21 protein-coding genes are annotated in these 24,456 nt (G+C 65.6%); 8 read left to right on the plus strand and 13 right to left on the minus strand.

The window, feature by feature from the left end; translation table 11 throughout:
• Positions 1 to 5 precede the first annotated feature (5 nt).
• From ABT392_RS19920 to ABT392_RS19945, 6 genes are all read left to right on the plus strand, one after another.
• Positions 6 to 1,340 (plus strand): extracellular solute-binding protein, encoded by a 1,335-nt coding sequence (locus ABT392_RS19920; protein ID WP_395384800.1) that lies wholly within the window; start codon positions 6 to 8, stop codon positions 1,338 to 1,340.
• Between the two features lie 164 nt (positions 1,341 to 1,504).
• Positions 1,505 to 3,025 carry an arabinosylfuranosidase ArfA gene (arfA, locus tag ABT392_RS19925; RefSeq protein ID WP_395384799.1) on the plus strand — a complete coding sequence of 507 codons (1,521 nt, stop codon included), beginning with the start codon at positions 1,505 to 1,507 and terminating at the stop codon, positions 3,023 to 3,025.
• Positions 3,025 to 3,969 (plus strand): glycoside hydrolase family 43 protein, encoded by a 945-nt coding sequence (locus ABT392_RS19930; RefSeq protein ID WP_395384797.1) that lies wholly within the window; start codon positions 3,025 to 3,027, stop codon positions 3,967 to 3,969. Before arfA ends, ABT392_RS19930 begins: the two co-directional genes overlap by 1 nt.
• Before the next feature lie 6 nt (positions 3,970 to 3,975).
• Positions 3,976 to 5,883 (plus strand): glycoside hydrolase family 97 protein, encoded by a 1,908-nt coding sequence (locus tag ABT392_RS19935; protein ID WP_395384796.1) that lies wholly within the window; start codon positions 3,976 to 3,978, stop codon positions 5,881 to 5,883.
• Positions 5,884 to 5,906: 23 nt separating this feature from the next.
• On the plus strand, positions 5,907 to 6,659 hold the full coding sequence (locus ABT392_RS19940; RefSeq protein ID WP_395384795.1) for a FadR/GntR family transcriptional regulator: 753 nt from the start codon (positions 5,907 to 5,909) through the stop codon (positions 6,657 to 6,659).
• Positions 6,660 to 6,668: 9 nt separating this feature from the next.
• Complete coding sequence (locus tag ABT392_RS19945) at positions 6,669 to 7,637, plus strand: LysR family transcriptional regulator (RefSeq protein WP_395384794.1); 969 nt, start codon at positions 6,669 to 6,671, stop codon at positions 7,635 to 7,637.
• Between the two features lie 7 nt (positions 7,638 to 7,644).
• On the opposite strand, the gene ABT392_RS19950 is transcribed toward ABT392_RS19945, so the two are convergent.
• Together ABT392_RS19950 and ABT392_RS19955 are read right to left on the minus strand one after the other, a co-directional pair.
• A complete protein-coding gene (locus ABT392_RS19950; RefSeq protein WP_464970851.1) occupies positions 7,645 to 8,187 on the minus strand; it encodes a PAS domain-containing protein in 543 nt (180 codons plus the stop codon).
• A gap of 96 nt (positions 8,188 to 8,283) precedes the next feature.
• Positions 8,284 to 9,069, minus strand: a complete 786-nt coding sequence (locus tag ABT392_RS19955; protein WP_395384792.1) for a class I SAM-dependent methyltransferase — start codon at positions 9,067 to 9,069, stop codon at positions 8,284 to 8,286.
• Between the two features lie 161 nt (positions 9,070 to 9,230).
• Between ABT392_RS19955 and ABT392_RS19960 the strand changes: the two genes are divergently transcribed.
• Positions 9,231 to 9,848 carry a TMEM175 family protein gene (locus ABT392_RS19960; RefSeq protein ID WP_334277875.1) on the plus strand — a complete coding sequence of 206 codons (618 nt, stop codon included), beginning with the start codon at positions 9,231 to 9,233 and terminating at the stop codon, positions 9,846 to 9,848.
• A 52-nt stretch (positions 9,849 to 9,900) separates the two neighbouring features.
• Here ABT392_RS19960 and ABT392_RS19965 read toward each other — a convergent pair whose 3' ends face one another.
• Positions 9,901 to 10,158: a hypothetical protein gene (locus ABT392_RS19965; RefSeq protein ID WP_334277874.1), complete on the minus strand. Its 258-nt coding sequence runs from the start codon at positions 10,156 to 10,158 to the stop codon at positions 9,901 to 9,903.
• A 160-nt stretch (positions 10,159 to 10,318) separates the two neighbouring features.
• Here ABT392_RS19965 and ABT392_RS19970 point away from each other — a divergent pair, with 160 nt between their 5' ends.
• Complete coding sequence (locus ABT392_RS19970; RefSeq protein WP_334277872.1) at positions 10,319 to 11,266, plus strand: M14 family metallopeptidase; 948 nt, start codon at positions 10,319 to 10,321, stop codon at positions 11,264 to 11,266.
• A 12-nt stretch (positions 11,267 to 11,278) separates the two neighbouring features.
• Here the strand turns inward: ABT392_RS19970 and ABT392_RS19975 are convergent, their stop codons facing one another.
• The 10 genes from ABT392_RS19975 to ABT392_RS20020 all read right to left on the minus strand — a co-directional run bounded on the left by ABT392_RS19975 (position 11,279) and on the right by ABT392_RS20020 (position 24,438).
• Entirely contained in the window at positions 11,279 to 12,154 is an 876-nt protein-coding gene (locus ABT392_RS19975; protein ID WP_395384791.1) for a hypothetical protein, read from the minus strand.
• Positions 12,155 to 12,249: 95 nt separating this feature from the next.
• Positions 12,250 to 13,209 (minus strand): hypothetical protein, encoded by a 960-nt coding sequence (locus ABT392_RS19980; RefSeq protein WP_395384790.1) that lies wholly within the window; start codon positions 13,207 to 13,209, stop codon positions 12,250 to 12,252.
• Between the two features lie 34 nt (positions 13,210 to 13,243).
• Complete coding sequence (locus ABT392_RS19985; protein ID WP_395384789.1) at positions 13,244 to 14,218, minus strand: glycoside hydrolase family 43 protein; 975 nt, start codon at positions 14,216 to 14,218, stop codon at positions 13,244 to 13,246.
• A gap of 10 nt (positions 14,219 to 14,228) precedes the next feature.
• Positions 14,229 to 15,209, minus strand: coding sequence for a galactofuranose ABC transporter, permease protein YjfF (yjfF, locus tag ABT392_RS19990; protein WP_464970852.1), 981 nt, complete (start codon positions 15,207 to 15,209; stop codon positions 14,229 to 14,231).
• Positions 15,206 to 16,159, minus strand: a complete 954-nt coding sequence (locus ABT392_RS19995) for an ABC transporter permease (protein ID WP_395384787.1) — start codon at positions 16,157 to 16,159, stop codon at positions 15,206 to 15,208. The genes yjfF and ABT392_RS19995 overlap by 4 nt, the downstream gene beginning before the upstream one ends.
• Positions 16,156 to 17,667 carry a sugar ABC transporter ATP-binding protein gene (locus ABT392_RS20000; protein WP_395384786.1) on the minus strand — a complete coding sequence of 504 codons (1,512 nt, stop codon included), beginning with the start codon at positions 17,665 to 17,667 and terminating at the stop codon, positions 16,156 to 16,158. The genes ABT392_RS19995 and ABT392_RS20000 overlap by 4 nt, the downstream gene beginning before the upstream one ends.
• A 2-nt stretch (positions 17,668 to 17,669) precedes the next feature.
• Positions 17,670 to 18,629, minus strand: coding sequence for an ABC transporter substrate-binding protein (locus ABT392_RS20005; RefSeq protein ID WP_395384785.1), 960 nt, complete (start codon positions 18,627 to 18,629; stop codon positions 17,670 to 17,672).
• 79 nt (positions 18,630 to 18,708) lie between these two features.
• Positions 18,709 to 21,063: a beta-L-arabinofuranosidase domain-containing protein gene (locus tag ABT392_RS20010; protein ID WP_464970988.1), complete on the minus strand. Its 2,355-nt coding sequence runs from the start codon at positions 21,061 to 21,063 to the stop codon at positions 18,709 to 18,711.
• A gap of 268 nt (positions 21,064 to 21,331) precedes the next feature.
• Positions 21,332 to 22,891, minus strand: a complete 1,560-nt coding sequence (locus tag ABT392_RS20015; RefSeq protein ID WP_395384784.1) for a glycoside hydrolase family 43 protein — start codon at positions 22,889 to 22,891, stop codon at positions 21,332 to 21,334.
• Between the two features lie 2 nt (positions 22,892 to 22,893).
• Entirely contained in the window at positions 22,894 to 24,438 is a 1,545-nt protein-coding gene (locus ABT392_RS20020) for an alpha-N-arabinofuranosidase (RefSeq protein ID WP_395384783.1), read from the minus strand.
• Positions 24,439 to 24,456 lie beyond the last annotated feature (18 nt).

The raw sequence follows: 24,456 nt of genomic DNA on the forward strand, positions 1-24,456 counted from the left end.
AGACGATGTTCAAGCGAATCACACTTGTGCTCAGCCTGGCCCTGCTCGCCAGCTGCGGGCAGCGCGCCAGCGAAGACGGCAAGACCGAGATCACGCTGATGCGCTTCTTCGGCAGCTGCGAGGCCAGGTTCGGCCAGGTCTTGAAGGCGTCCGAAGGCGTGGGCGAGTGCGGGATCATCACGACACTGGTCAACGAGTTCAACGCGACCAACACCGACGGCATCGTCGTGCGTACCCAGATCGGTGAATGGGGCCCCTACTACGACCAACTCACCGCACGCCTGGTGGCCAAGGACATTCCGACGGTCGCGGTGATGCATGAGTCCGCACTGGGCGACTACGTGCGCCGCAAGCTGGTGCTGCCGCTGGACATGGATTTCCAGCGCGTGGGCATCGACGTGAACGACTTCACTGCGCATGCGCGGCGTGGCACCACGTTCGAGGGCAAGACCTATGCCTTGCCCTTCGATACCTGGGCCTGGCTCTGGCACATCAACACGAGCTTGATGAAGAAGGCAGGCCTGATGGGGGCAAACGGTCAGCCGCTGATGCCACATTCGCCGGACGAGCTGCTGGCCCAGGCCCGACGCTTCCGCGAACGCACGGGCAAGCCCCTGTTTGCCTGGGCCGTGGCCAACGAGACGGCGGCCAACAACCGCACCTTCCTCACCTTGGTAGCGCAACAGAACGCGCAACTCTTCTCGCCCAATGGCAAGACGATAGACATGCAGCAGCCGGCTGTCGTCAATGCGCTCCAGCTGATGCAGCAGCTCTACGCCGAGGGGCACATCAAACCCAACCTCGACTACGCCGCTGCCAATCAGGCCTTCCTGAACGGCGAGGCGGGCGTGGTGGTGGTGGGCACCTGGACCATCGACCAGTTCCTGCGCGAGTCGCAGAAGCCCGAGTCGCCGATGCAGGGGGGCTACGCGGTGCTGCCCTTCCCGCAACTGTTCGAGCGCAAGGCGGTGTTTGCCGATGGCCATGCCTGGGCCATGTTCAAGGGTGGCGCCACCAATGAGAAGGCGCACGAGGCCAGCCTGAAGTTCCTGAAATTCATCTGGGAGCACAGCGCCGAATGGTCGCGCACCGGCCATCTGCCGGTCAGCCAGAAGGTGGCCGAGAGCGAGGCCTTCCGTGGCCTGCCACTGCGCGAGGGCCTCTCCGAGATCACTGCCACTGGCGCTGGCATGCCGGGCAATGTGCCGACGCAGCGTGCCATCGAGCTGCTGATCGGCGAAGACGTGGCCAATCTGATGATCTCGTCCAAGCCAGTCGCCGAGGTCCAGGCCAGTGTTGAGAAGCGAGTGAACCTCGCCTTGAAGAAAGCGCGCCGCTGAAATGATGAAGCCCCTGGTCCAAGGAGTACCTTGGCCGGTCCCCCGAGGGGACGGCGATGCAGGCCGGATTGACCGGCCTGCACATCGCCGGCTGGGCCGGCTTGGGAGCGGCCCGGCGCTCGGCCCAAATTCAGCACCTCTCGAACGAGAAACGGACAACTGATATGTTCGCCGCCCAACTCACCGTCGACCGCGACTTCCCCATCGCGCCGCTGGACCGCCGTCTCTTCGGCGTCTTTGTCGAGCACCTGGGCCGTTGCGTCTACACCGGCATCTACGAGCCCGGGCACCCGACGGCCGACGAACAAGGTTTTCGTGGCGACGTGATGGCGCTGACGAAAGAGCTGGGCGCGACCATCGTCCGCTACCCCGGCGGCAACTTCATATCGGGCTACAACTGGGAAGACGGTGTGGGGCCCAAGGAACTGCGCCCGCGCCGGCTCGACCTGGCCTGGTATTCCACCGAGACCAACCAGGTCGGCACGAACGAGTTCTTCGACTGGTGCAGGAAGGTCGATATCGAACCGATGTACGGCGTCAACCTCGGCACCCGCGGCCCGGACGAAGCGCGGCACTATCTCGAGTACTGCAACCACCCGGGCGGCACCGCGCTCTCCGACCTGCGCCGCCGCCACGGCTACGAGCAGCCGCATGGCATCCGGTTCTGGTGCCTGGGCAACGAGATGGACGGCCCCTGGCAGATCTGCCGCAAGACGCCCGATGAATATGGCCGCATCGCGCTGGAAACGGCGAAGCTGATGAAGATGGTCGACCCGTCCGTCGAGCTGGCGGCCTGCGGCTCCTCCGCCTACGACATGCCCACCTACGGCATCTGGGAAGACCGCGTGCTGGAGCATTGCTTCGAGGTGGTGGACTACCTCTCTTTGCACAGCTACTTCGTCAAGCCGCCGACTGACACCAGCAGCGAGAGCTTCTTCGCCCAGATCGAGACCAACGCGCGCTATATCGAAGACACCATCGCCGTGGCTGATGCGGTGGCCGCGCGTCGCCATTCGAGCAAGCGCCTCATGCTGAGCTTTGACGAATGGAACGTCTGGTACCGCGCCCGGCATGGTGGGCACATGAAGCGCGAGGGCTGGCCCGAGGCACCGCGCCTGCTGGAAGAGATCTACACAGCCGAAGACGCGCTGCTGATCGGCGGCATGCTGACGATGATGATGAACCATGCCGACCGCCTCAAGGTGGCTTGCATGGCGCAGCTGGTGAATGTGATCGGCCCCATCATGACCGAGCCGGGTGGCCCGGCCTGGCGGCAGACGATTTTTCATCCGTTTGCCCAGGCGGCGAAATGGGCGCGCGGCACGGTGCTGCGCCCGGTCATCAAGTCGGCTGGCTATGCCAATGAAAAGCATGGCGAGCTGCCGTATCTGTGCGCCAGCGTGGTGCACGATGAGGCCGCGGGCATGACGGCGGTGTTCATCCTGAATCGCCATCTTCAAGAAGAGATGAACCTGAGCATCACGTTGCGCGGCCTCGGCACCGAGCGCAAGCTGGTGGCAGCCGAGCAGATGCATCACGGCGACCTTGAAGCAGCGAACACGAGGGACGCGCCGAACGAAGTGGCGCCCACGGCGCTGGGCGGCATCGTGATCGATGGCGAGCACTTGCAGATGCGCCTGCTGCCGGCCTCCTGGAATGTGGTCGTTACGAAGGCGGTGCGCTGATGAGTTGGATGAATCCCCTGATCACGCAACGCGCGGACCCGCATCTGTCGCTGGTTGATGGGCGCTACTGGTTCACTGCCTCGGTGCCGAGCTATGACGCCATCGAGCTGCGCTGCGCCGATGAGATCGCCGGGCTGGCTGCGGCCGAACCCGTCGTCATCTGGCGCAAGCACGAGTCCGGACCGATGAGCAAGCATGTCTGGGCGCCGGAACTGCACCGCATCGATGGCCGCTGGTTCATCTACTTCGCGGCCAGCGAGGTGGACGACATCTGGAAGCTGCGCATCCATGTCCTGGAATGCCAGGGCGACGACCCGCTGCTCGACGCCTGGGTCGAACGCGGCCAGGTGCGCACGCATGCCGAAGGCTTCTCTCTCGATGCGACGACGTTCGAGCATGCTGGCCGCCGCTACCTCTGCTGGGCGCAGAAGGACCCGGCGACCGAGAGCAATCTCTACATCGCCGAGCTCGCCAACCCCTGGACGCTGGCAACAGCACCGGTGCTGATCACGCGCCCGGACCTGGACTGGGAGCGCATCGGTTTCCTGGTCAACGAAGGGCCGGCGGTCCTGAAGCGCCATGGCCGGGTGTTCATCGCCTACTCGGCCAGCGCCACCGACGCCAACTACTGCATGGGCCTGCTCTGGGCCGATGAAGGCGCCGACCTGCTGGATGCAGCCAGCTGGCAGAAGTCACCGCAGCCGGTGTTCAAGACCGACGAATCGGTGAGCCAGTTCGGCCCTGGCCACAACAGCTTCACGACGACACGCGACGGCAAGACCGACCTGCTGGTCTATCACGCGCGCAGCTATCGCGACATCGTGGGCGACCCGCTCAACGACCCCAACCGCCATGCGCGCGTCCAGGCCTTTGGCTGGACTGCGGGCGGTTTCCCCGAGTTCGGCACGCCGGTGGCCGATGGTCCCTATTCGATCAAGGCCTGACCCACCATGCGCTCTCTGCTCTTGCTTCCCCTGCTCGTCGCGCAAGCCCTTGCGGCGCCGCTCACCAGCCCCGACCAGCAGCTCGCCGTCGAGGTCCGCATCAACGATCAGCAGCAGCTGGTCTACACAGTTCAGCGCGCTGGCAAGCCGGTGCTGCTCGATTCGCGCCTGGGTCTGCATCTGGAAGGCGCTGATCTGGCCACCCAGCTCTCGCTGCAATCGGCATCCGCGATCAAGCTGCACAGCGAGCGCTACGAGATGGCCGTGGGCAAGCGCAGCCAGATCCACTACCAGGCCAATGAGCAGACCTACACGCTGAGGAACCCGGCCGGCCAGCAGATGCTGCTCGCCTTGCGCGTGTCGAACGATGGCGTGGCCTTTCGCTACGTCGTGGCCGAGCCTGCGCTCAAGCGCAAGACCTTCCGCGAGGAGCTGAGCAGCTTCCGCTTCGCGCCCACGGCGCGCGCCTGGCTGCAACCGATGTCGGTGGCGCAGACCGGCTGGAGCCGCGTCAACCCGGCGTATGAAGAGCATTACGTGATGGACATGGCGGTGGGCACCGCCTCGCCGTCGCCGGCCGGTTGGGTGTTCCCGGCGCTGTTCAAGACGGGCGACGTGTGGGTGGCGCTGACCGAAGCAAATATGGATGGCAGCTTCCACGCCTCCCGTTTGCGCGCCGAATCCGCCGGCGGCGAGTACCGCCTCGGTGCACCAATGCCGGTTGAAGTCTTCACCGGGCAGGGCCTGCTGGCAGACCTTGAAGGAACACTCGCCACGCCTTGGCGCGTACTCGCCATCGGCCCCCTGAAGACGGTGATGGAGTCCACGCTGGGCACCGACCTGGCCGCGCCGGCCATTGCATTCGACAAGGCCAAGGTCCAGCCCGGCCACGCGTCCTGGAGCTGGGCCCTCCTGAAGGACGACGCAACGGTGTTCGATGTGCAGAAGCGCTTCGTCGACTACGCCGCCGACATGCACTGGGACTACACGCTGGTCGACGCCGATTGGGACCGGAAGATTGGCGACGCCAGGATGAAGGAGCTGGCCGACTACGCGAGCGCCAAGGGCGTGGGCCTCCTGGTTTGGTACAACTCCTCGGGCGACTGGAACGACACCAAGTACACCCCCAAGAGCGCCTTACTCACCAGGGAGCAGCGGGCGAAGGAGTTCGCCCGCATGCGGGAGCTGGGCATCAGGGGCCTGAAGATCGACTTCTTCAACGGCGACGGCCAATCGATGATGGCCTACTACGTGGACCTGCTGAAAGAAACGGCCGCCGCCGGCCTGCTGGTCAATTTCCATGGGGCCACGCTGCCGCGCGGCTGGACGCGAACCTATCCGAACCTGATGACCGTGGAGGGCGTGAAGGGCTTCGAGTTCGCCACCTTCGAGCAGAAGGACCAGGATCTCGTCGCGCCGCACCTGGCGATGCTGAGCTTCGCACGCAATCTCTTTGATCCGATGGACTTCACGCCGGTGGTGTTCGGCGACATCCCGAAGATCAAGCGCTCCACACGCAACGGCTTCGAGCTGGCGCAGGCGGTGTTGCTGCTGTCGGGCATCCAGCACTTTGCCGAGATTCCCGAAGGCATGGCCACGGTGCCGCCGCCAGTGAAGGCGATGTTGCAGGCGCTGCCGCGCCGCTGGGACGAAGTGCGCTTCCTCTCGGGCGAGCCGGGCAAGCATCTGGTGCTGGCACGCCGTGCTGGCAAGCAGTGGTTTGTCGCCGGCTTCAATGCAGGGACTTCGGACAAGACAGTGGCGCTGGATCTGAGTTTCCTGAAGGGCCGGGAGGCCGAGCTGATTGGCGATGGCGAAGGCCCGCGCGACTTCAAGATCGAACCTTTCAAGGCCGCGGCCCGGACCGCGCTGACCATGAAGCCCAATGGCGGCTTCGTGGCCCGGTTCAAGTGAAACCCTGTGATAGCGTGCCGCCCATGAAATCCCGCGCCGACCACAGCACCTACAGCTTGAAGCCCGAAGGCAAGAGCATGCACGGCCGAATCGTCGGCGAGCTGGGCCTGGCCATCGTCGCTGGCGAGTTCCAGCCCGGCGACAAGCTGCCAACGGAAAGCGTGCTGCTGGAGCGCTACGAGATCAGCCGCCCGGTGCTGCGCGAAGCCGTGCGCGTGCTGGTGGCCAAGGGCCTGGTGGTGTCGAAGCAGCGGGCTGGTGCCCTCGTGCGGCCGCGCAACGAATGGCATCTGCTGGACCCCGACGTGCTGTACTGGCTGATCCAGGCCAAGCCGCAGCGCGAGTTTGTGCAGACGCTGCTGGAAGTGCGCCGCATCTTCGAGCCGGCCGCCGCCGCCCTGGCCGCCAGCAAGGCCACCGAGCCGCAGCTCCAGGCCATCGAGCAAGCATTTGAAGGCATGGCCGCGGCCACCACGACCGAAGAGCTGCTGGAGCCCGACCTGGCCTTCCATCGCCGCATTGCGGAAGCGACCGGCAACGACCTGCTGGCCTACATCGGCAACATGCTGTCGCTGGCGCTGCGCGAGTCCATCATCCTGAGCAGCCAGTTGCCCAACACGCATGCGCTCTCGCTGCCGCGCCACAAGGCCATCCTGACCGCCTTGCAGAACCGCGACCCGCTGGGCGCGCGCCAGGCCACGCTGGTGCAGCTGGAAGAGACCAGCGACGACCTCTCCACCATCCTGGCCAGCAATGGCAGCGTCAATCTCGCCTGAGGCCCGACCATGGACGACGAAGACATCGATGGCGGCGACCACGTTCCCAACCCCAACTGGTTCCTGCGCGCGCGGCTGAAGACGCGCCAGCTCCTGCTGCTGATCGCCCTGGACGAGCAGCGCAACATCCACCGTGCTTCCGAGGCGTTGTGCATGACGCAGCCGGCCGCTTCCAAGCAGCTGAAGGACCTGGAGGACATGCTCGAGGTCAAGCTCTTCGAGCGGCATCCGCGCGGCATGGAGCCCACGCTCTACGGCGAGACCATGATTCGGCATGCCCGCATGGCGCTCACCAGCCTGTCGCTGGCACATGAAGACATCGTGGCCTTGAAGAACGGCTTGAGCGGCCAGGTCGAAGTGGGCGTGATCATGACGCCGGCCATGGGCCTCTTGCCGCGCGCGATCTCACGCATCAAGCTCAAGGCCCCGATGCTGCGGATCGGCGTGCAGATGGAAACCAGCAAGGTGCTGGTGGACATGCTGCAAAAGGGCAAGCTGGACTTCATGATCGGCCGCATTGTCGAAGAGGAGGGCGCGGCCGGCCTGCACTACGAGGAGCTGACGGTGGAGCCGGCCTGCGCCGTGGCGCGCATCGGCCATCCGCTCTTGAAGGAAGAAAACCTCAAGCTCGCGGATCTCGCCACCCAGCCCTGGATCCTGCCGCCGCAGGGCAGCGTCCTGCGCCATCGCTGGGAGCTGATGTTCCGCCGCGCTGCACTGGAGCCGCCGGCCAATGCGGTGGACACGACGGCGCTGCTCTTGATCACCGCGCTGTTGCAGCAGACCGATTCACTGCACGTGATGCCGGTGGAGGTGGCGCGCTATTACGCCTCGCTGAAGGTCCTGGCCATCCTGCCCATCGACCTGCCTTGCAAGATGGACGCCTTCGGCATCATCACCCGCGAGGGTCACCTGCTCTCACCGGGCGCCCGGCAGCTCTTGCAGGAGGTAAGGGTGGCGGCGAGGGAGCTCTACTGACGCGGGCTCAGGTCTTGGGCGGTGCCTGGCGCAGCGAGAGCTCGAGAAGCTCGCTGACCTGGTCCTGCAGGCCGCTGGCCGCTTGGCCGCTCAGCAGGTGGTGGAAGGCCCATGCGTTGCCTGTCAGAGCATCCACCTGGGGCAGTGCTTCTCGCAGTGGTGCTCCCGGCCGGTCGGTCAGGTCCACCATGGTGCCCACCATGCGCAGTGCCTTGCCCTGCGAATCCCGCTCCACCGCCAGCCCACGCGACAGCATCAGGCGGTAGCCCGAGCCGTTGCTGCGGATGCGGAACTTGGCTTCGTAGCCGGGACGGAATCCGTCCAGATGGGAGCGCAAGGCCTTGAGCATCGGCGCCAGGTCTTCAGGATGCACACGGCAACGCCAGAACGAGGTACTGTCGGCCGCCGTGACATCGGCAAAGCCCATGTGTTCCTTCCAGCGGGGCGAGTAGTGGACGATGTCGAGCCCCGGGTCCAGGTCCCAGACGCCAAAACGGCCTTGCTCCACCGCGGTACGCCAGCGCAGCTCTTCTCTATCAAGCATTCCCATGGGCCGATCTTCCACGAGCGGTATGAAGGAATTGTTGGCGCGGCGCGTCAGGATCGCAAATCTTCACGAGATTGCCGGCCATCGAGTGGGCAAAAGTCATGGCTTGATACCGCAGATCGCATTGGCGCGGGCGCTCACCGTCAAGGGGCCGTCGCCGGCCTCCAGCCTTTGCCGAACATTGGCCTTCAAGTCCTCGAGCTGCCCGGCGGGGAGTGCTTCGAACATCGGCTTCATCGAGCTGCTGTTGGCGGCGCTGTGCCAGTAATCGTCGAAGCTGGCGAATTGGCGTTCCACGGTGAACTGCGTCGTGCGGACATCCTGCAGCCCGGCTTCCTTCCACAGCACTTCCGAGGCTTCCAGCGTGGACGCCGAAGCGCTGGGCGGCATGCGCGGGGGCACGCCCAGCTTCATCATCTCGGCGCCGATGGCGGCCAGCGGGAAGCCGCCATTCAGGATGTCCCAGTGGTAGGCCGCCGCCACGCCACCAGGCCGGAGTACCCGCACCATTTCGGCCAGGCCGACCCGGGGATCGGGCACGAAGAACAGCACCAGAGCCATGGTGGCTGCATCGCAGCAGCCGTCTTCCAGCGGCAGTTTCATCGCATCGCCCTGAGCCCAGACGACGGGCGTGCCGGCGGGCAAGCGGCTGCGTGCATAGGCCAGCTGACCCTCGGAGGGGTCGAAGGCATGCACCTGCACCGGAGCGCAACGCTCCACCAGCCTTTCGGTGAAGGCACCGTTGCCGCAGCCGATGTCGACCCAGCGCTGGCCGCCCGGCACGGCGATCCAGTCGATGAAGCGGGCGCCAACGATGAGGCTCCAGCGCCCCATCATGATCTCGTAGCTGGCGCCGTCGTCGAAGCGGATGGTCTGGTCGGTCATGGTGCGTCCTTGCCTACACTGTGCGCGCACTGTAGCCGCCTCGAACCCATGGCCTGAAAGAGCTGCGCCGGCCCCTGAGGTGAGGTCTGCCCTTATCCGTTTCTGATGTGCCGCAGCTATGCTGCCGCCACCGATTGCAATCCGCACAGGTGACCGCAGCCATGAACAGCCCCTTCCGCATCCACCGCGCCCGCCTCGAAACCCTGGTGGATGGCGTGTTCGCCATCGCCATGACCATCCTGGTGCTGGAGGTCAAGGTGCCCGAGCTGTCCGACCGGGGATCCGCCGAGGAGCTGGTCCATGCGCTCATGCATCACGGATACGTGATTGGCGCCTATTTCTTCAGCTTTGCGATGCTGGGCTTGTTCTGGGTCTGGCATCACCGGCTGGCCGAGCAGGTGCGCGAGATCGACCTGCCGCTGCTGGTCTGCGCCCTGAGCTTTCTGGCCCTGGTGTGCTTCTTTCCCTTCGCCGCAGCCTTGCTGGGGCGCTACACCACCAACCTGGCAGCGCTGCTGGTCTATGTGCCGGTGATCGGCCTGATCCTGCTCCTGCAGACGCTGTTCTACTGGATGGCGATGCGGCGCGGCCTGGTGATCGAGACGGTCTCGGCGGCCAAGTCCTGGCGCACGCACCAGAACAACCTGATGGGGCTGGCAATCTTCTGCTTTGCCTGTACGCCCACGCTGATGCGGCTGAACGTCTATGCGCCGCTGTTTGGTGCCGCCCTGGGCGGCCTGCTGCTGTGGCGCGCCAAGCGTCGCGTGTCGCTGGTCTGAGGGCGGGCGTTCGCCGCCGCTTGGCCGGTTGGCTGCGTAGCCAGCAGTCAGATCAGGTCGTCTTGCCGGTCTTCTGGATGCTGGCCACATGCAGGTCCAGCGTGGTCACGGTGCGACCCAGGATCACAACGCGGGGCAGCTGGGCGGTCACCACTGGTGCTGCGGCGCGCTTGCCGCTGATCACCACGCGTTCCAGCTTCACGATGCCTGCTGCATCCTGGGCAGCGTGGTCGGCGTAGGCGGTGCCGATGGCGGCAGCGCTGGTGACGGCGACGAGGGCGAAAGCGAGTGCTTTGACGGTGGTGTTCATGGTGGGCTCCTGGGGTGTTTGCTGTGTCAGTGATTGCAGTGTCTGAGCCTTGCATCGGTGCCGGAAGCGGCTGTCGACGGAGTGCAAATCCGGGCCGCTGAGATGCGCTGGGTCAGGATGCGCCGGTTGCCCGGGCGCGCCGACTTGCCACAATGCAGACATGAGCACCCCCAGCACCCCCGCCATCACACCGCCCTATCCCATCGGAACGCCTGGCATGCCCTGGAGCGCGGCCGAGAGGGCTTCCTGGCTGCAGCGCCAGCAGATTCAACGCAGCTATGCCGACGAGGTCGTCGCGCCGCTGAAGGCGACCTTGCCGGAGCAGGCCGAGCTGTTCCAGTACGGCGTGATCGACTACGGGCGCCTGGGCCTGCCCAGCTACCCGCTCTACGCAGTACGCAGCGCTGAGTGGAGCGCAGATCGACCGACGGTGCTGGTGACCGGTGGCGTGCATGGCTACGAAACCAGCGGCGTGCATGGTGCCTTGCAATGGGTACGCGACGAGTTCACCCGCCATGCAGCCCGGGTCAATCTGCTGGTCCTGCCCTGCATCAGCCCCTGGGGCTACGAGACGATCAACCGCTGGAACCCGGACGCCATCGACCCGAACCGGCAGTTCAGGGCCGGCGGCCCGGCCGCGGAATCAACGCAGGCACTGGAATGCGTGGCCGCGAACGCGCCGCGCGTGGACCTGCATGTCGACCTGCACGAAACCACCGACACCGACAACAGCGAATTCGGCCCCGCCAAGGCGGCACGCGACGGCAAGACCTTCGACTGGCATGCGATTCCCGATGGCTTCTATCTGGTGGCCGACACCGAGCGCCCGGTGCCCGAGTTCCAGCGTGCGCTGATCGAAGCCGTGCAGCGCGTGACCCATATCGCCGAGGCCGACGAGCATGGCGCCATCATCGGCACGCCCCTGCAGCAGTTCGGCGTCATCAACTACGCCAAGCGCGAGCTGGGTTTGTGCGGCGGCATGACCGGCGCGCGTTTTGTCACCACCACCGAGGTCTACCCGGACAGCCCGACGGCCAGCCCGGCGCAATGCAATGCCGCGCAGATGGCGACGATCACGGCAGGGATCGAGTACTTGCTGAGGGCTTGAGACCTCAGCGACTCACTTGCCCGGCAGTTGCTTGACCGGCCCGACCTCGACCTCCACCTTGCCGCGCACCGACTGGTAGGCGGCCTTCTCCACCAGCGTGGTCAGCTGCTCCACCAGCTTGGCCGGCGTGATGCCTTCCATGACGTCGATGGACTTGGATTTAGGGTCCGCATACTTGGTGTTGGCGTAGTGCGGTTTGCGTGACAAGACCTGCAGCGTCCTGGCGTCGATGGTCAGGCGGTCGAAGTAGATGTAGGGCGCGACGAAACCGGAGTCCTTGCCCTTCACGCCGGTGTTGGGGTTGACCGTGTCGTAGGTGTCCGCCTTGTACTCCGCGGTCCGGTCCACGCCTTCCTCGTCCTCGATGCTCCATTCGCTGCCCACGGGCTGGACGAAGATGCCGATGCCGCCGATATTGCGCGGCATGCCGTCTTTCTCGACCCAGGAGTAGTTGGGCACGATGGCTTCGATGCGGTCCCAGCCGGCGCGCTGGGGAATCTGGCTCAGCTGATTCACCAGGGCCTCGAGCAGCAGCTCGTTGGCGTTCTGCGTCGTGCTGCTCTTCAGCAGCGCGGTCAGCTCGGGCGAGGGCCGCCAGCGCAGCATCACGCGCTGTGCCTCGGGCTCGGCGGCGGCGATGGCGCTGTCCAGGCCGCGCAGCACCGAGTAGTTGAGCAACTGGCCGTCCACCTGGATCGTGCGGCGCGTGTAGGGCTCCACCTGGCTGGCGCGCGTGGGGCGCTTGTAGACCATGGTCAACTGGTCGCCGAGCGTGGCGATCAGCGCGACCGTCAGGGGCTTGCTCCCTCCTTCCATGGCGCTCGCCGGCATCAATGGCAAGAGCAGACAGGCGCTCAGCGACGCGCTCAACAGGACTCGCAGCTTCATCTTGGTTTCCCCCTGTGACGATGGGCATGCTACTGCGGCCGGCTGCCAGGGTGGGCGACAGGCGTAACGGCCGGGCTTGCTCGCCCACGTTCCGCTCATTGCAGGCGTTTGAACTCGGTCACTTCCAGCCGGCTTTGCCCACTCACTTCGAGCGACTGTCGCCAGTTGACCAGCAAGGGCCAGCTGCTGGCCGGCTGGATCCTGTAGCGGCTGTTGCGCCGCAATGTCATCGATGAAAAGGCGGCGCGCATCTCGGCGGCCGCTTCAGGTTTGCCCAAATTCCCGACCAGGGGCTTGATGATGTCGTCCAGGGCCGCAGCAAGCGAGTTTCGATCCAGGTCCTCGATGATGTCCAGCTGCAACTCCTGGGTGCCTTCGCCGCCGGCCTGGGTGGTGACGGAGAGCGTGGACTTGAAAGGCGCCGAACCAAAGGGTGAAGGCATCGATGACTCGACATGAACCGTCTGGCCGATCGTGAAGCTGCCGCCCAGCGGCGAGTAAAGGATATTCGCATCCTTGGCCATCAAGGCCAGCAGCCGGGCATCGGAGCCGAGCAGTTGCCCAACAAAGGCTTCGGTGGCGGCCAACGCCTTGGCGTCGAGGGGCTTGCCGTCCTTGCTGAGGGTACGCATGCTGTAGACGGCCTTCAGCTTCTGCCTGATCTCGTCGCCGTTGGGCAGGCGCACCGGCTGCGCCGCGCCATCGAACTCGATGTCCATCGAGAAACGCATCGCTTCGCGCAGCGTAGCGAGTGCCTCGGAGGCCAGGCCGCTGCTGGCGAGCGCTTCGCCCAGGATGTCGGAGTTCCAGCGCTGCAATGAGCTGGTTGCGTTGGCACGCAGCACGACGATGTCCAGCCGACCCTTGACGCAGGTGTCCACAGTTCGGCCCTCGGCCTTGATCGGCTTGCACCGGGTAACTTCGTAGGCGGCTCTGTCCTTGGCCTTCCAGCTCGGCAGCCACTCCACCTCGGTGGCCCAGACAGGGGAAGCCGCGACCGCAAGGAGGATTGGGGCAAGCGCTCGCGCGGCCGGGGCGTGGATGAAGGCATGCATGGCCGCAACTGTAGTGCGGTGGCCAAGCTTCAGATCACGTCGCCCGTTTGCACCCCGGGCTCGGGTTCGCCTTCGGGCCTTTCTTGGTCTGCGCTATCGGCTGGATCGTGCCGTCCGCGTTGTAGCGAACCTCCTCCACCGCGACGGAGCGGCGCCATTCGCCACCGCCTGGCAGCTCGGCGTTGTGATACAGCACATAGGACTTGCCGTTGAACTCGATGAAGGCCTGGTGGATGGTCTTGGTCTTGTCGTTCTTGCCCATGATCACGCCGCGCGGCGTCCAGGGCCCGGTCGGGCTCGGACCGGTCATGTAGGCGATCTCCTCGGGGAAGTGCTGGGCGTAGCTGAGGTAGTAGGTGCCCGCACGCTTGTGCAGGTAGGGCGCCTCGGTGAAGTTGGGCACCTCCACCACGTGGATGGGCCCATCGAACTCGGTCATGTTGCGCTTCAGCTTCGCGTACTTCAGCACCGTGTTGCCCCAGTACAAGTAGGCTTGCCCGTCGTCGTCGATGAAGACGCCGGGGTCGATGTCGTCCCAGCTGATCTTGGTCTGCGTGGTCATGTCGTTGGTGACCAGGGCGGTGCCGCGCGCATCGACGAAGGGGCCGGTGGGGCTGTCGGACACGGCCACGCCGATGGACATGCCGGGAATGGTCTTGTGCGCCACCGGTGCATAGAACCAGTACTTGATCTTCCCGTCAACTTCGCGCTTGACCACGTCGGCCGCCCAGGCCTTGTCGCGCGCCCAGCTGAAAGTGAAGGGCGTCAGCGGCACGCCGTCGTCGCGCCAGTTGACCATGTCGCAGCTCGAATAGACGCGCCACTCGTGCATCACATAGTCCTTGTCCTCCGGCCTGGCTTCGTCATGACCCACGTAGAGGTAGACGCGGCCCTTGTCGACGATGGCTGCTGGGTCGGCGGTGAAGAGCTTGGGGAATAGCGGGTTGCCGGCTTGGGCGCCGGTGACACTCAGTCCGGCCAGTGCGAGGGCGGAGATCAGATGCTTCATGAAGGCTCTCTCAAGAGGCGCGGCGAGCCAGCAAGCGCTGCACGCCGCAGAACACGAACAACAGGGCGCCAATGACGATCCTGGTCCACCAGGAACTCAAAGCCCCGTCAAAGGCGATCAAGGTCTGGATCAGGCCCAGCACCAGCACGCCTGACAGCGCACCGGCGACATAGCCATAGCCGCCGCTGAGCACCGTGCCGCCAATCACCACGGCGGCAATGGCATCCAGCTCGGTGCCCTGCGCATGCTGGCCGTAGCCCGACAGCATGTAGAGCGAGAACAGCAGGCCGGCCAGCGCGGCGCAGAAGCCGCTCAGCGCATAGATCAAGACCTTGCTGCGGCCGACATTGAGGCCCATCATCAAGGCCGATTGCTCATTGCCGCCGATGGCGTAGACGGCGCGACCGAACGCGCTGCGCTGCGAGAGCCAAGTGCCGACGGCCAGCACCGCCAGCGCGATCACCGCGCCTGGTGAGACGAAGGCGCCGAACAGCGTCCACTGCGTTTGCGAGAGCGTGACGAACATCGGCGCATCGATGGTGATCGAGTCCACGCTGATCAGGAAGCACAGGCCGCGCGCCAGGAACATGCCGGCCAGCGTGACGATGAAGGCCTGCAACTTGAAGCGATGGATCAGCCAGCCTTGCGCCGCGCCGAAGAGCGCGCCACCCAGCAGCACGACCGTCATCACCAGGGGGGGCGGCCAGTGCGCCACCTGGAGCAGCCAGGCCGCCACCATGGTGGTCAGGGCCAGCACCGAGCCGACGGAGAGGTCGATGCCGCCCGACAGGATCACGAAGCTCATGCCCACCGCGAGCACCAGCAGGAAGGCGTTGTCGATCAAGAGGTTGAAGACGACCTGCAGCGAGGCGAAGCCGGTGTAGTTCACCGCGCCGGCGCCGAACAGGACCAGCAGGAGGGCGACGCTGACCAGGGAGGTGAAGGCGGGCGCGACGGCGAGGGCGCGCAGGCTTTGAAGGATTGAGCTCATGCGCTGCGGGTCCGCAGATTGGGCGACTGCGCGATGCAGACCGCGAACACCACCACCGCCTTCACGACCATGGTGACCTGGGGTGGTACGCCCAGCGCGTAGATCAGGTAGCTGAGCGTCTGGATGATCAGCGCGCCGATCAGGCTGCCGGCCAGGCTGAACTTGCCGCCGGTGAGCTGCCCGCCGCCCAGGGTCACCGCGAGGATGGCATCCAGCTCCAGCAAGAGGCCGGCGTTGTTGGCGTCCGCGCTCTTGATGTTGGAGGCGATCATCAGGCCAGAGAGGCCGGCGCAGGCACTGCAGAAGACATAGGCAAGGAAGATCAAGGCAGCGGTGCGCACGCCGGCCAAGCGGGCCGCCACCGGGTTGATGCCCACGGTCTGGATGAACAGGCCGAGCGCCGTCTTGCGCATCAGCAGTGAAGTCAGGCCGAACATCGCCGCCACGACAAAGAGCGAGAAGGGCAGGCCGAGCAGATGCCCGCTGCCGAGGAAGAAGAAGGAGGCCGGTTCATAGACCGTGACGATCTGGCCGTCGGTGAACAGCTGGGCCAGGCCGCGGCCAGCCACCATCAGGATCAGCGTGGCAATGATGGGCTGCAGGCCCAGCGCCGCGACCAGAAGACCGTTCCACGCGCCGCAAACCAGCGCAGCGCCCATGGCGGCGGCCAAAGCGACCCAGAGGCCTTGCTGCGCGGCGACCAGCGCGGCGGCGACGGCGCCCGAAATCGCTACCACGGCGCCGACGGAAACATCGATGCCCCGCGTGGCGATCACCAGCGTCATGCCGAGGGCTGCCAGCATCAAGGGCGCGGCGCGGTTGAGGATGTCGACGAGACTGCCATAGAGATGGCCGTCCTTGATTTCCAGATGGAAGAAGCCCGGCACGCTGAACAGGGCGACGATCAGCAGCAACGCCAGCGCCGCGAGAGGGCGGGACAGCTCCTTCATGCAGCCTCGCCGGCAATCGCTTCAAGCACGGTCTTCTCATCCAGCTCGCCGCGCCGGTACTCGCCGCCGGCCTTGCGGTCTCGCAGCACCAGCAATCGGTCGCTGCAATGCAGCACCTCGGGCAGCTCGGAGGAGATGAAGAGCACGGCCATGCCGCCCTCGCGGTGGGCCAGGCCGGCCACGTGGTCCATGATTTCTTCCTTGGCACGCACGTCGATGCCGCGCGTGGGTTCGTCCAGTATCAAGAGGGCCGGGTCGGTGGCCAGCCAGCGGGCCAGCAAGGCCTTCTGCTGGTTGCCGCCGGAGAGCTGGCCTATGGGGGTCTCGGCGCTTGGCGTCTTGATGCCGAGCTTTTGAATGAAGCCGTCGGCCAGTGCCTGCGCCTCGGCATGGCTCATCACCAGCCGCAGGCCCTTGCGAGCCTGCAATGCCAGCACGATGTTCTCGCGCACCGACAACGCCAGGATGGCGCCCTCATGCTTGCGGTCTTCGGAGCAGAAGGCGATGCCGGCGGCAATCGCCTCGCGCGGTGACTTGAAGCGCTGCAGCCGGCCCTTGATCTCGATGCCGCCGCAGTCCGCCGCATCGGCGCCAAACAGCAGGCGCGCCGCTTCGGTGCGACCCGAGCCGAGCAGGCCGCACAGGCCCAACACCTCGCCGCGACGCAGATGCAGGTCCAGCGGCTGCAGTGCGCCGAAGCGGCCAAGGCTTTTCGCACGCAGCACCGTCTCGCCCGCCTGGCAAGAACTTGCCGTGCGCTGCTGCGCCTCGGCTTGCGACTCGCCCACCATCTTGCTGACCAGGGCCAGGCGGCTGAGGTCCGCCGCCAGGTACTCGCCCTCGGTCTCGCCATTGCGCATCACCGTGATGCGGTCGGAGATTGCGTAGGTCTGGTCCAGAAAATGTGTGACGAAGAGGATGGCCATCCCTTGCTCGCGCAGGCGACGAAGGACGGCGAACAGCCGCTGCACCGCAGCCTCATCGAGGCTCGACGTGGGCTCGTCAAGTATCAGCACGCGGGCCGAGATTGAGAGCGCGCGCGCAATCGCCACCATCTGCTGCACCGACAGTGAATAGCGAGCCAACGGCGCGTCCACGTTTATATCGGCGATGTCCATCTGCGCCAGCACGCGGAGGGCCTCGGCGCGCATGGCCCGCCAGTCGATCTGGCCCCAGCGGCGCGGGTAGCGACCGATGCAGATGTTCTCCGCCACCGACAGGTTGGGGCAGAGATTGACCTCCTGGTAGACCGTGCTGATGCCCAGCTTCTGGGCTTCTTCTGTCGAACGCGGAGCCACCTCGCTGCCGCTCAGGACGATGCGGCCCTGCTCCGGCGTGTAGAGCCCCGTGAGCACCTTGATCAGGGTGGATTTGCCGGCGCCGTTCTGGCCCATCAGCGTGTGGACCTCGCCGGGGAAGAGGCGCAGACGCACGTCCGACAGCGCCTTCACGCCCGGAAACTCCTTGTGGATGCCGGACAGCTCCAGCACAGGGACAGCACTCGACATGCTCAGTACTTCCGATTCGGCAGTTCCTTCGCCGCCACCTCAGCCGGGAACACGCCCTCGATCACCGTGATGCGCTTCTCCACCGGTTGGCCGGCCACGACCTTGCGGGCCAGTTCCATCAGCTGCGGGCCCAGCAGCGGATTGCATTCGATGGTCACGTTGAGCTTGCCGGCCAGCATGGCCTGGAATGCGCCCTTCACGCCGTCGATGGAGATGATGGTGATGTCCTTGCCCGGCTTCAGGCCCGCTTCTTCGATCGCCTGGATCGCACCGATGGCCATGTCGTCGTTGTGTGCATAGAGCACGTCGATCTTCTTGTCCTTGGCCTTCAGAAAGGCTTCCATCACTTCCTTGCCCTTGGCCCGCGTGAACTCGCCCGACTGCGAGCGGATCACCTGCAGCTTGGGGTTGGCCTTGATGACTTCCTCGAAACCCTTCTTGCGGTCGATGGCCGGGGCCGAGCCCACGGTGCCCTGCAGCTCGACGATGTTCAGCGAAGCGCCCGGCGTCTTGGCCGCACGCTCCAGCAGCCAGCGGCCAGCCTTGCGGCCTTCCTCGACGAAGTCCGAGCCGATGAAGCTCACGTAGAGCGAGGGGTCCGACACATTGACCGCGCGGTCGGTCAGGATCACCGGGATCCTGGCGGCGCGGGCTTCCTTCAGCACCGTGTCCCAGCCCGACTCCACCACCGGCGAGAAGGCGATCACGTCGACCTTCTGCGCAATGAAGGTACGGATCGCCTTGACCTGGTTCTCCTGCTTCTGCTGCGCGTCGGCGAACTTGAGCGTGATGCCCGCCTGCCTGGCGGCGGCCTTCACCGAGGCGGTGTTGGCGCTGCGCCATTCGCTCTCGGCGCCGACTTGCGAGAAGCCCATCACCAGCGGCTTGTCGGCGGCTGTTGCAACGAGCGGCGCTAAGAGGGCAGCGCCCAGCAGGGTGCGGCGCAGAAGGGTGGTCATCATGTCTGTCTCCGGTTCTTGGTTTGAATGGATGGTAGGAAGCGGTGGCCGGCGGCGGTGCTCAATCTGGCGAGCGTTTCGTTCAGCGGAGCAGGCGCAGACCGTAGAGGCCGCCGGCGATGGAGCCGGGCTGGGCCACGAACTTGACGCTCAGCTTGCCGTTGGATGCCTTGACCAGGTCGGCCGGCAACTCGAAGTCCCGGCTGTAGATGTCTTGTGCGTTGGCGGAAAGCAGGATTTCGCTGATCAGCTGCTCGTTGACGATGAGGTCGAAGCGCCGGCCCGCGTCGCCGCCGGAGAAGCTCAGGCGCAGCTTGCGAGCTTGCAGCTCGCGGTCGGCGAGCTCATAGCTGAACCATTGGCGCGCATGGCGCCAGCGCGAGTTCTTGTTGATGCCGCTTTCCACGCCTTCGCCCCTGAAGCCATGGTCCGACTCCGGCTGCTGCTCACCCGGCGCGACCTGGTCGATGGTCTGCGCATCGAGCTTCAAGCGCTCAGCCTCGGCAGCAGCCATCGAGCTGCGCAGCACGCTCTGCTGGGCGAGCGTGGTGTGCGCCCAGTACAGCATGTAGCGCGAGTCATGCACGCGGAAGAAGGGGATCAGCCGCATGTGCTCGACGCCACGGCCCTGGATCAGGCCCGGCGCGGTGAAGGTCAGCGGCTGGCCTTTCACCGGCTTGAAGCGGCGCTCGAAATCCTTGCGGTCGCTGACGAACACCGGCGCCGATTCCTGCGGGCAGACCGGTCCTTGGGCGATATGGCCCATGCGCGAATCGTCCGCGCGGAAGTTCAATCGTTCGCCGGCAGGGCCTTCGGTCTTGGCGGCCAGCACGATGGGGCCGTGCAGCACCGCGTAGTAGTTCTTCAGGCCCGGCATGGGCTCGAGTTGAGTGCGCATCGGCAGCTCGATGTCCACCGTGTCGCCATCGGCCCAGCTGCGGCGGATCTCGATGTACTCACCCGGCTTGCCGCTTACCTTGATCGCGCGGCCGTTGAGCATGAGCTTCATTGCGCCGGCGGCCACCCAGGATGGATAGCGCAGTTTCAAGGCAAAGCTGCCGGCATCGTTGATCCTGATGCGGCTGCGACTCTCGTCCGGGAAGCGCGTGCTCTGCGTGATGCGAACGCCCTGATCGCGCCAGTTCAGGCTCGAGGCGATGAACAGGTTCACGTAGAGCGCATCACCCTCATGCGCATAGATGAACTCGCCATGCCGCGCGTGGCTCTCGATGCCGGAGCCGACGCAGCACCACATGCCCTGGTCCACCTGCGAATAGACGCGGTAATGCTGCGGTCGCATCGGCGTGAAATAGACAAAGCCGCCGCTGCGCGGATGCTGGGCCGAGAGGATGTGGTTGTAGAGCGTGCGCTCGTAGTAGTCGGCATAGGCGCCGCCCCGGGCCGCATCGGCGCGATAGAGCGCCGCGGTGAGCTTCAGCATGTTGTAGCTGTTGCAGGTCTCCGGGCCTTCCACCTCGTTGAGCATGGGCTGGAAGTCGCCCTCCGGGTGGAAGTGCTCCTTGACGCTGTTGCCGCCGATGGCCACCGTGCGCTTTTCCACCACGGTCTTCCAGAAGAAGCGGGCGGCCTGGTGCCAGGTCTTCTCGCCGCCAGTTTCAGCAATGCGTTCGAAGCCGATCACCTTGGGAATCTGCGTGTTGGCATGCAGCCCGGTCAGCGCGTCGCGCTGCTGCAAGAGCGGCTGCAGCAGGGCCTGGTGCGAGAAGCGCTGCGCGAGCTGCAGGTACTTCGAATCGCCCGTGATCTGCGCGACATCGGCGAACACCTCGTTCATGCCGCCATGCTCGCTCTTGAGCATGGCCTGCATCTGCTCCTCGCTCAGCTTCGCGGTGAGTTGCAGGGCCCAGTCGCTGAAGCGGACCAGCATCAGCTTGGCGTCTTCGCTGCCCGCGTGAACATAGGCATCGCGCAGGCCGGCGAACAGCTTGTGCAGGTTGTACCAGGGCACCCAGCGGCCGTTGACCGAGAAGTTGTCGACCTTCAGCTGGCCCTTGGCGATCTCGGCCCAAGCTGTCTTGCCATCGGGGATGCCGCCGATGTAGCCCGTGCCCAGCTGGTCCTGGCAGCGCTTGAGTTCGGCGATCACATAGTCCAGCCGCTGCTTCACGGCAGCGTCGCCGGTGGAAGCCCACATCAGGGCCAATGCCGAAACGTAGTGGCCGCCCATGTGGCCATCGAGCCCGCTGGATTCCCAGTTGCCGTAGCTAGGCTTTGGCAGCGGCAGGCCGGCCTCGCGGCGGAAGGGCGCGAGCAGCCGGTCGGCGTCCAGCGCCATCAGATACTGGCGGTCGGTGTCCTGCGCTTCGAGCAAGGGGCCGTCTTTGAGTCTGACTTCCGAGAGCGGAAAGAGCTGCGCTGCTGCGCTGCTTGCGCTTGCAACGACCAGGAATACTGAGGCGAACAGCGCTCTGAGGATCTGGCCGCCTGGGCGCTCTCCTGCGCTCGTGTCCCCCGTCGTCGGCCTCTGGCCGACGCCTCCTTCTTTACCTCGCTCTGAAGAACGCCCAGCCGCCCAGCTCCGGTACGACAGGCTTTCGGTATCCGTTGCAGGACAGCGGCTGGCCAAGGACGTCGGGTGAGGGGTGCAGCGAGGTAAAGGAGGAGGGCCGGGCCAAGCCCGGTCCGGGGGACAGGAGCGGAACCCCTCGCCCGATGTCCTTGGCTCGCGCAAGGGCCACTTCATCCTAGTCACCCGTTCGGGCAGCCCACACCGAAACGCCGCCAGAGGACTGGGCGCTGAACGTCACGACGAAGGCATTGGCATTGGTGTTCCACTGCCGCGAGAGCACGCCGCTGTAGGTCACGCCGCCGCTCGTCAGGCTGAGCTTGTTGCTGCCCTTGTGCACCCAGGTGCCGGCCATGCCGCCGCTGACCGTTCCATCGGCATTCAGCCGGATCGCGCTTGATGCCTTGATCGTGGCCGTGATGTCCTTGCCGTGGTTGATCAGCTTGTAGCTGCCCACCGCCTGCGCGCTGCTCACGTCAACCGTCTGCGCCGGCGTGGCCAGGCTCAGCGGTGCGTAGCGGAACGGCGCGACCACCAGCCAGCCGTCCTCGTTCAGGTGCATCTCGTGCACCCGGATCTCGTGGGCTTCGCCGGTGCCGGGGAAGCGGCTGTGGAAGATCAGGAAGTACTGCTGGGTTGCCGCATCAAAGTAGGCCGAGTTGTGGCCCGCCGAGACATAGCCCAAGGCCGTGCCGGTCTCACCGCTGGCGAGCTGCCACTGGTGGTTGCCCATCAGCTTCTGGCCGTGCGGCGCGATGCTGGCATCGTCGAAGACCGTGCCCGCCGCGCCCATCACCGTGGCCATGTCCTTGCCGACTGCGTCGAGGTAGGGCCCGTCGGCCTTCAGCGAGCGGGCCACACGCAGGTTGTAGGCGCCGCTGGCATCGAGCCCGCCGAAGGACGTGAACAGGTAGTAGTACTTGCTCTGCGGGCTGTAGAGCACATAGGCGCCTTCGATGCGCGCATGATTGCCGCCCATCAGGTGCTTGCCGTAGCCCTGGCCGGCGATCGGCAAGCCCGTGGTCTTGTCGATCTTCAGGATGAAGATGCCGCCGGAGTAGGAGCCGTAGATCATCCACAGCACGCCGTCCGCGTCCTTGAACACCTGCGGGTCGACGACGTTCGGGTGCTTGGTCGCGTCGTAGATCGTGCCGTCTTCGCTGGCCAGGCCCCATTGGCCGGACTTCAGGATGATCTGCTTGTTGACGTAGGGGCCGTCCACCTTGTCGGCCACGGCCACGCCCAGCGCCGAGCGGGGCGAGTCTCCCTTGCAGGAGTTGTAGTACATGTAGAACCTGCCATCGTCCAGGCGCGCCACGTCGGCGGCCCAGAGCCCGGTGACCTGCGACCACGCGAAGGCCTCGGCCAGCGCCGTCGTGACCTTGGTGATCAGCGGGTTGGCATCGTTCACGCCATCGGCGATCTTGGTCCAGCTCATCAGGTCGGTGGACTTGGCGGCGGCCAGGTGCGAGCCGAACACATAGAACGTGCCGTCCACGCGGATGACCGAGGGGTCGTGCACCGAGGCATTGCCGAAGGGCACGGCCGTTTGCGTGGCTGGGGCCGGAGCTGGCGCCGGGGCAGGAGCGGGTGCCGGTGCCGGTGCCGGTGCCGGTGCCGGTGAAGGCGCAGCGGCACCGCCGCCGCCACCGCCACCGCCGCAGGCCGTCAGGGCCAGCGAGGCACCCATGCTCCCGGCGACCGCGAGGAAGTTGCGACGACTGTTCGGCGCAGTCATGCTCAGCGCTCCACCGCCAGCACGACGATGGCCTTGGCCGGCAGCTTCACCACCAGCTTGCCGTTCACGGCCTGTGCCTCGAAGGGCTCGGGCTTGATCGCGTTCGGTGCCTTGAAGCTGTTCTCTGCATCCATCGCAGCAGCAGTCAGGATGCGGCCTTTGGCCGACTTCACTGCCGCGCCCAGGTCCAGCGTCAGCTCCTGCGGCTTGGTCGCATCGGCATTCACCAGGCCCAGCCAGAGCTTGCCGTCCTTGCCCTGCGCGGCGGTGGCGCTGATCGTCGGCATGCTGTGCGCAGCCACGCTGTAGGTCGGGTTGTTCTGCACCGAGACAGGCAGCGAGGTCGCGTCCTGGAAGGGCGTGTACATCTCGAAAGCGTGATAGGTCGGCGTCAGGATCAGCTTGTCCTTGGTGGTCAGGATCATGGCCTGCAGCACGTTGACCATCTGCGCGATATTGCTCATGCGCACGCGGTCGGCATGGGCATGGAACACATTGAAGTGCAGGGCCGCCAGGAGCGCGTCACGCAGGGTGTTGCGCTGGACCAGGAAGCCGGGGTTGCTGCCGGGTTCCGGGTCGTACCAGCTGCCCCATTCGTCCATGTAGAGACCCAGGCGCTTCTTGGGATCGTTCTGGTCGAGGATGGCCTTGTTCTTGACGATGGTCTTCTCGATGTTCAGCGTGTTGGCAAGCGTCGATATCCACTGGTCTTCGCCAAAGCCCACGGCCGGACCCTTGCCCTCCCACTTGCCGGAGGGGAAGGTGTAGTAGTGGTGGGCGATGGCGTCGAAGTTCCAGCGCACGTTCTTGCTGAGCACCTCGGTCCACTTGGTGTCCTGGTCGTTGCCGCCGCTGGCGATGAAGAGCGGCCGGTTGTTCTCGGGCGTCTTCAGGAAGGTGGCGACCTGGCGGTAGAGGTCGGCGTAGTACTCGGGGCGCATATTGCCGCCGCAGCCCCAGGTCTCGTTGCCGATGGCGAAGTAGTGGACGCGGAACGGCTTGTCGCGGCCGTTCTTGCGGCGCAGATCGGCCAGCGTGGACTTTCCTTCGGCCGTCATGTACTCCAGCCACTCGGCCATTTCCTGCGCGCTGCCCGTGCCCATATTGCCGTTCACATAGGCCTCGGCGCCGAGCTGCTCCACGAGGTCGAAGAACTCGTGCGTGCCCACGGCATTGTTCTCGGGCACGCCGCCCCAATGCGTGTTGACCTTGACCGGCCGCTTGTTGCGCGGGCCTATGCCTTCGCGCCAGTGGTATTCATCGGCGAAGCAGCCGCCTGGCCAGCGCACCAGCGGCACCTTGAGGTTCTTGAGCGCGCCGACCACATCCTTGCGCCAGCCGCGCACATTGGGAATCTTGGAGTCGGGACCGACCCAGATGCCCTCGTAGATGCCGGTGCCCAGGTGCTCGGCGAACTGGCCGTAGATGTTGCGGTGGATCACCGGGCCGGGCTTGGCCGCATCGACGACGACCTTGATCTCATCGGCTGCAAAGCTCGCAGCGCTCAGGGCGAGTCCGGCCACCAGGGCCAGCAGGTGCTTCTTCATTTTGCTTGTCTCCGTTGG

This window comes from Paucibacter sp. JuS9 (genome assembly GCF_044043925.2).
Lineage (GTDB): Bacteria > Pseudomonadota > Gammaproteobacteria > Burkholderiales > Burkholderiaceae_C > JAUASW01.

Coding starts and splice junctions, on each gene's coding strand:
- ABT392_RS19980 (WP_395384790.1), bottom strand. CDS start 13,209: ATGCATGCCTTCATCCACGCCCCGGCCGCGCGAGCGCTTGCCCCAATC.
- ABT392_RS19960 (WP_334277875.1), top strand. CDS start 9,231: ATGAACAGCCCCTTCCGCATCCACCGCGCCCGCCTCGAAACCCTGGTG.
- ABT392_RS19970 (WP_334277872.1), top strand. CDS start 10,319: ATGAGCACCCCCAGCACCCCCGCCATCACACCGCCCTATCCCATCGGA.
- ABT392_RS19940 (WP_395384795.1), top strand. CDS start 5,907: ATGAAATCCCGCGCCGACCACAGCACCTACAGCTTGAAGCCCGAAGGC.
- ABT392_RS20015 (WP_395384784.1), bottom strand. CDS start 22,891: ATGACTGCGCCGAACAGTCGTCGCAACTTCCTCGCGGTCGCCGGGAGC.
- yjfF (WP_464970852.1), bottom strand. CDS start 15,209: ATGAGCTCAATCCTTCAAAGCCTGCGCGCCCTCGCCGTCGCGCCCGCC.
- ABT392_RS19995 (WP_395384787.1), bottom strand. CDS start 16,159: ATGAAGGAGCTGTCCCGCCCTCTCGCGGCGCTGGCGTTGCTGCTGATC.
- ABT392_RS20005 (WP_395384785.1), bottom strand. CDS start 18,629: ATGATGACCACCCTTCTGCGCCGCACCCTGCTGGGCGCTGCCCTCTTA.
- ABT392_RS19935 (WP_395384796.1), top strand. CDS start 3,976: ATGCGCTCTCTGCTCTTGCTTCCCCTGCTCGTCGCGCAAGCCCTTGCG.
- ABT392_RS20020 (WP_395384783.1), bottom strand. CDS start 24,438: ATGAAGAAGCACCTGCTGGCCCTGGTGGCCGGACTCGCCCTGAGCGCT.
- ABT392_RS19945 (WP_395384794.1), top strand. CDS start 6,669: ATGGACGACGAAGACATCGATGGCGGCGACCACGTTCCCAACCCCAAC.
- ABT392_RS19930 (WP_395384797.1), top strand. CDS start 3,025: ATGAGTTGGATGAATCCCCTGATCACGCAACGCGCGGACCCGCATCTG.
- ABT392_RS19975 (WP_395384791.1), bottom strand. CDS start 12,154: ATGAAGCTGCGAGTCCTGTTGAGCGCGTCGCTGAGCGCCTGTCTGCTC.
- ABT392_RS19920 (WP_395384800.1), top strand. CDS start 6: ATGTTCAAGCGAATCACACTTGTGCTCAGCCTGGCCCTGCTCGCCAGC.
- ABT392_RS20000 (WP_395384786.1), bottom strand. CDS start 17,667: ATGTCGAGTGCTGTCCCTGTGCTGGAGCTGTCCGGCATCCACAAGGAG.
- ABT392_RS19965 (WP_334277874.1), bottom strand. CDS start 10,158: ATGAACACCACCGTCAAAGCACTCGCTTTCGCCCTCGTCGCCGTCACC.
- ABT392_RS19950 (WP_464970851.1), bottom strand. CDS start 8,187: ATGGGAATGCTTGATAGAGAAGAGCTGCGCTGGCGTACCGCGGTGGAG.
- arfA (WP_395384799.1), top strand. CDS start 1,505: ATGTTCGCCGCCCAACTCACCGTCGACCGCGACTTCCCCATCGCGCCG.
- ABT392_RS19985 (WP_395384789.1), bottom strand. CDS start 14,218: ATGAAGCATCTGATCTCCGCCCTCGCACTGGCCGGACTGAGTGTCACC.
- ABT392_RS19955 (WP_395384792.1), bottom strand. CDS start 9,069: ATGACCGACCAGACCATCCGCTTCGACGACGGCGCCAGCTACGAGATC.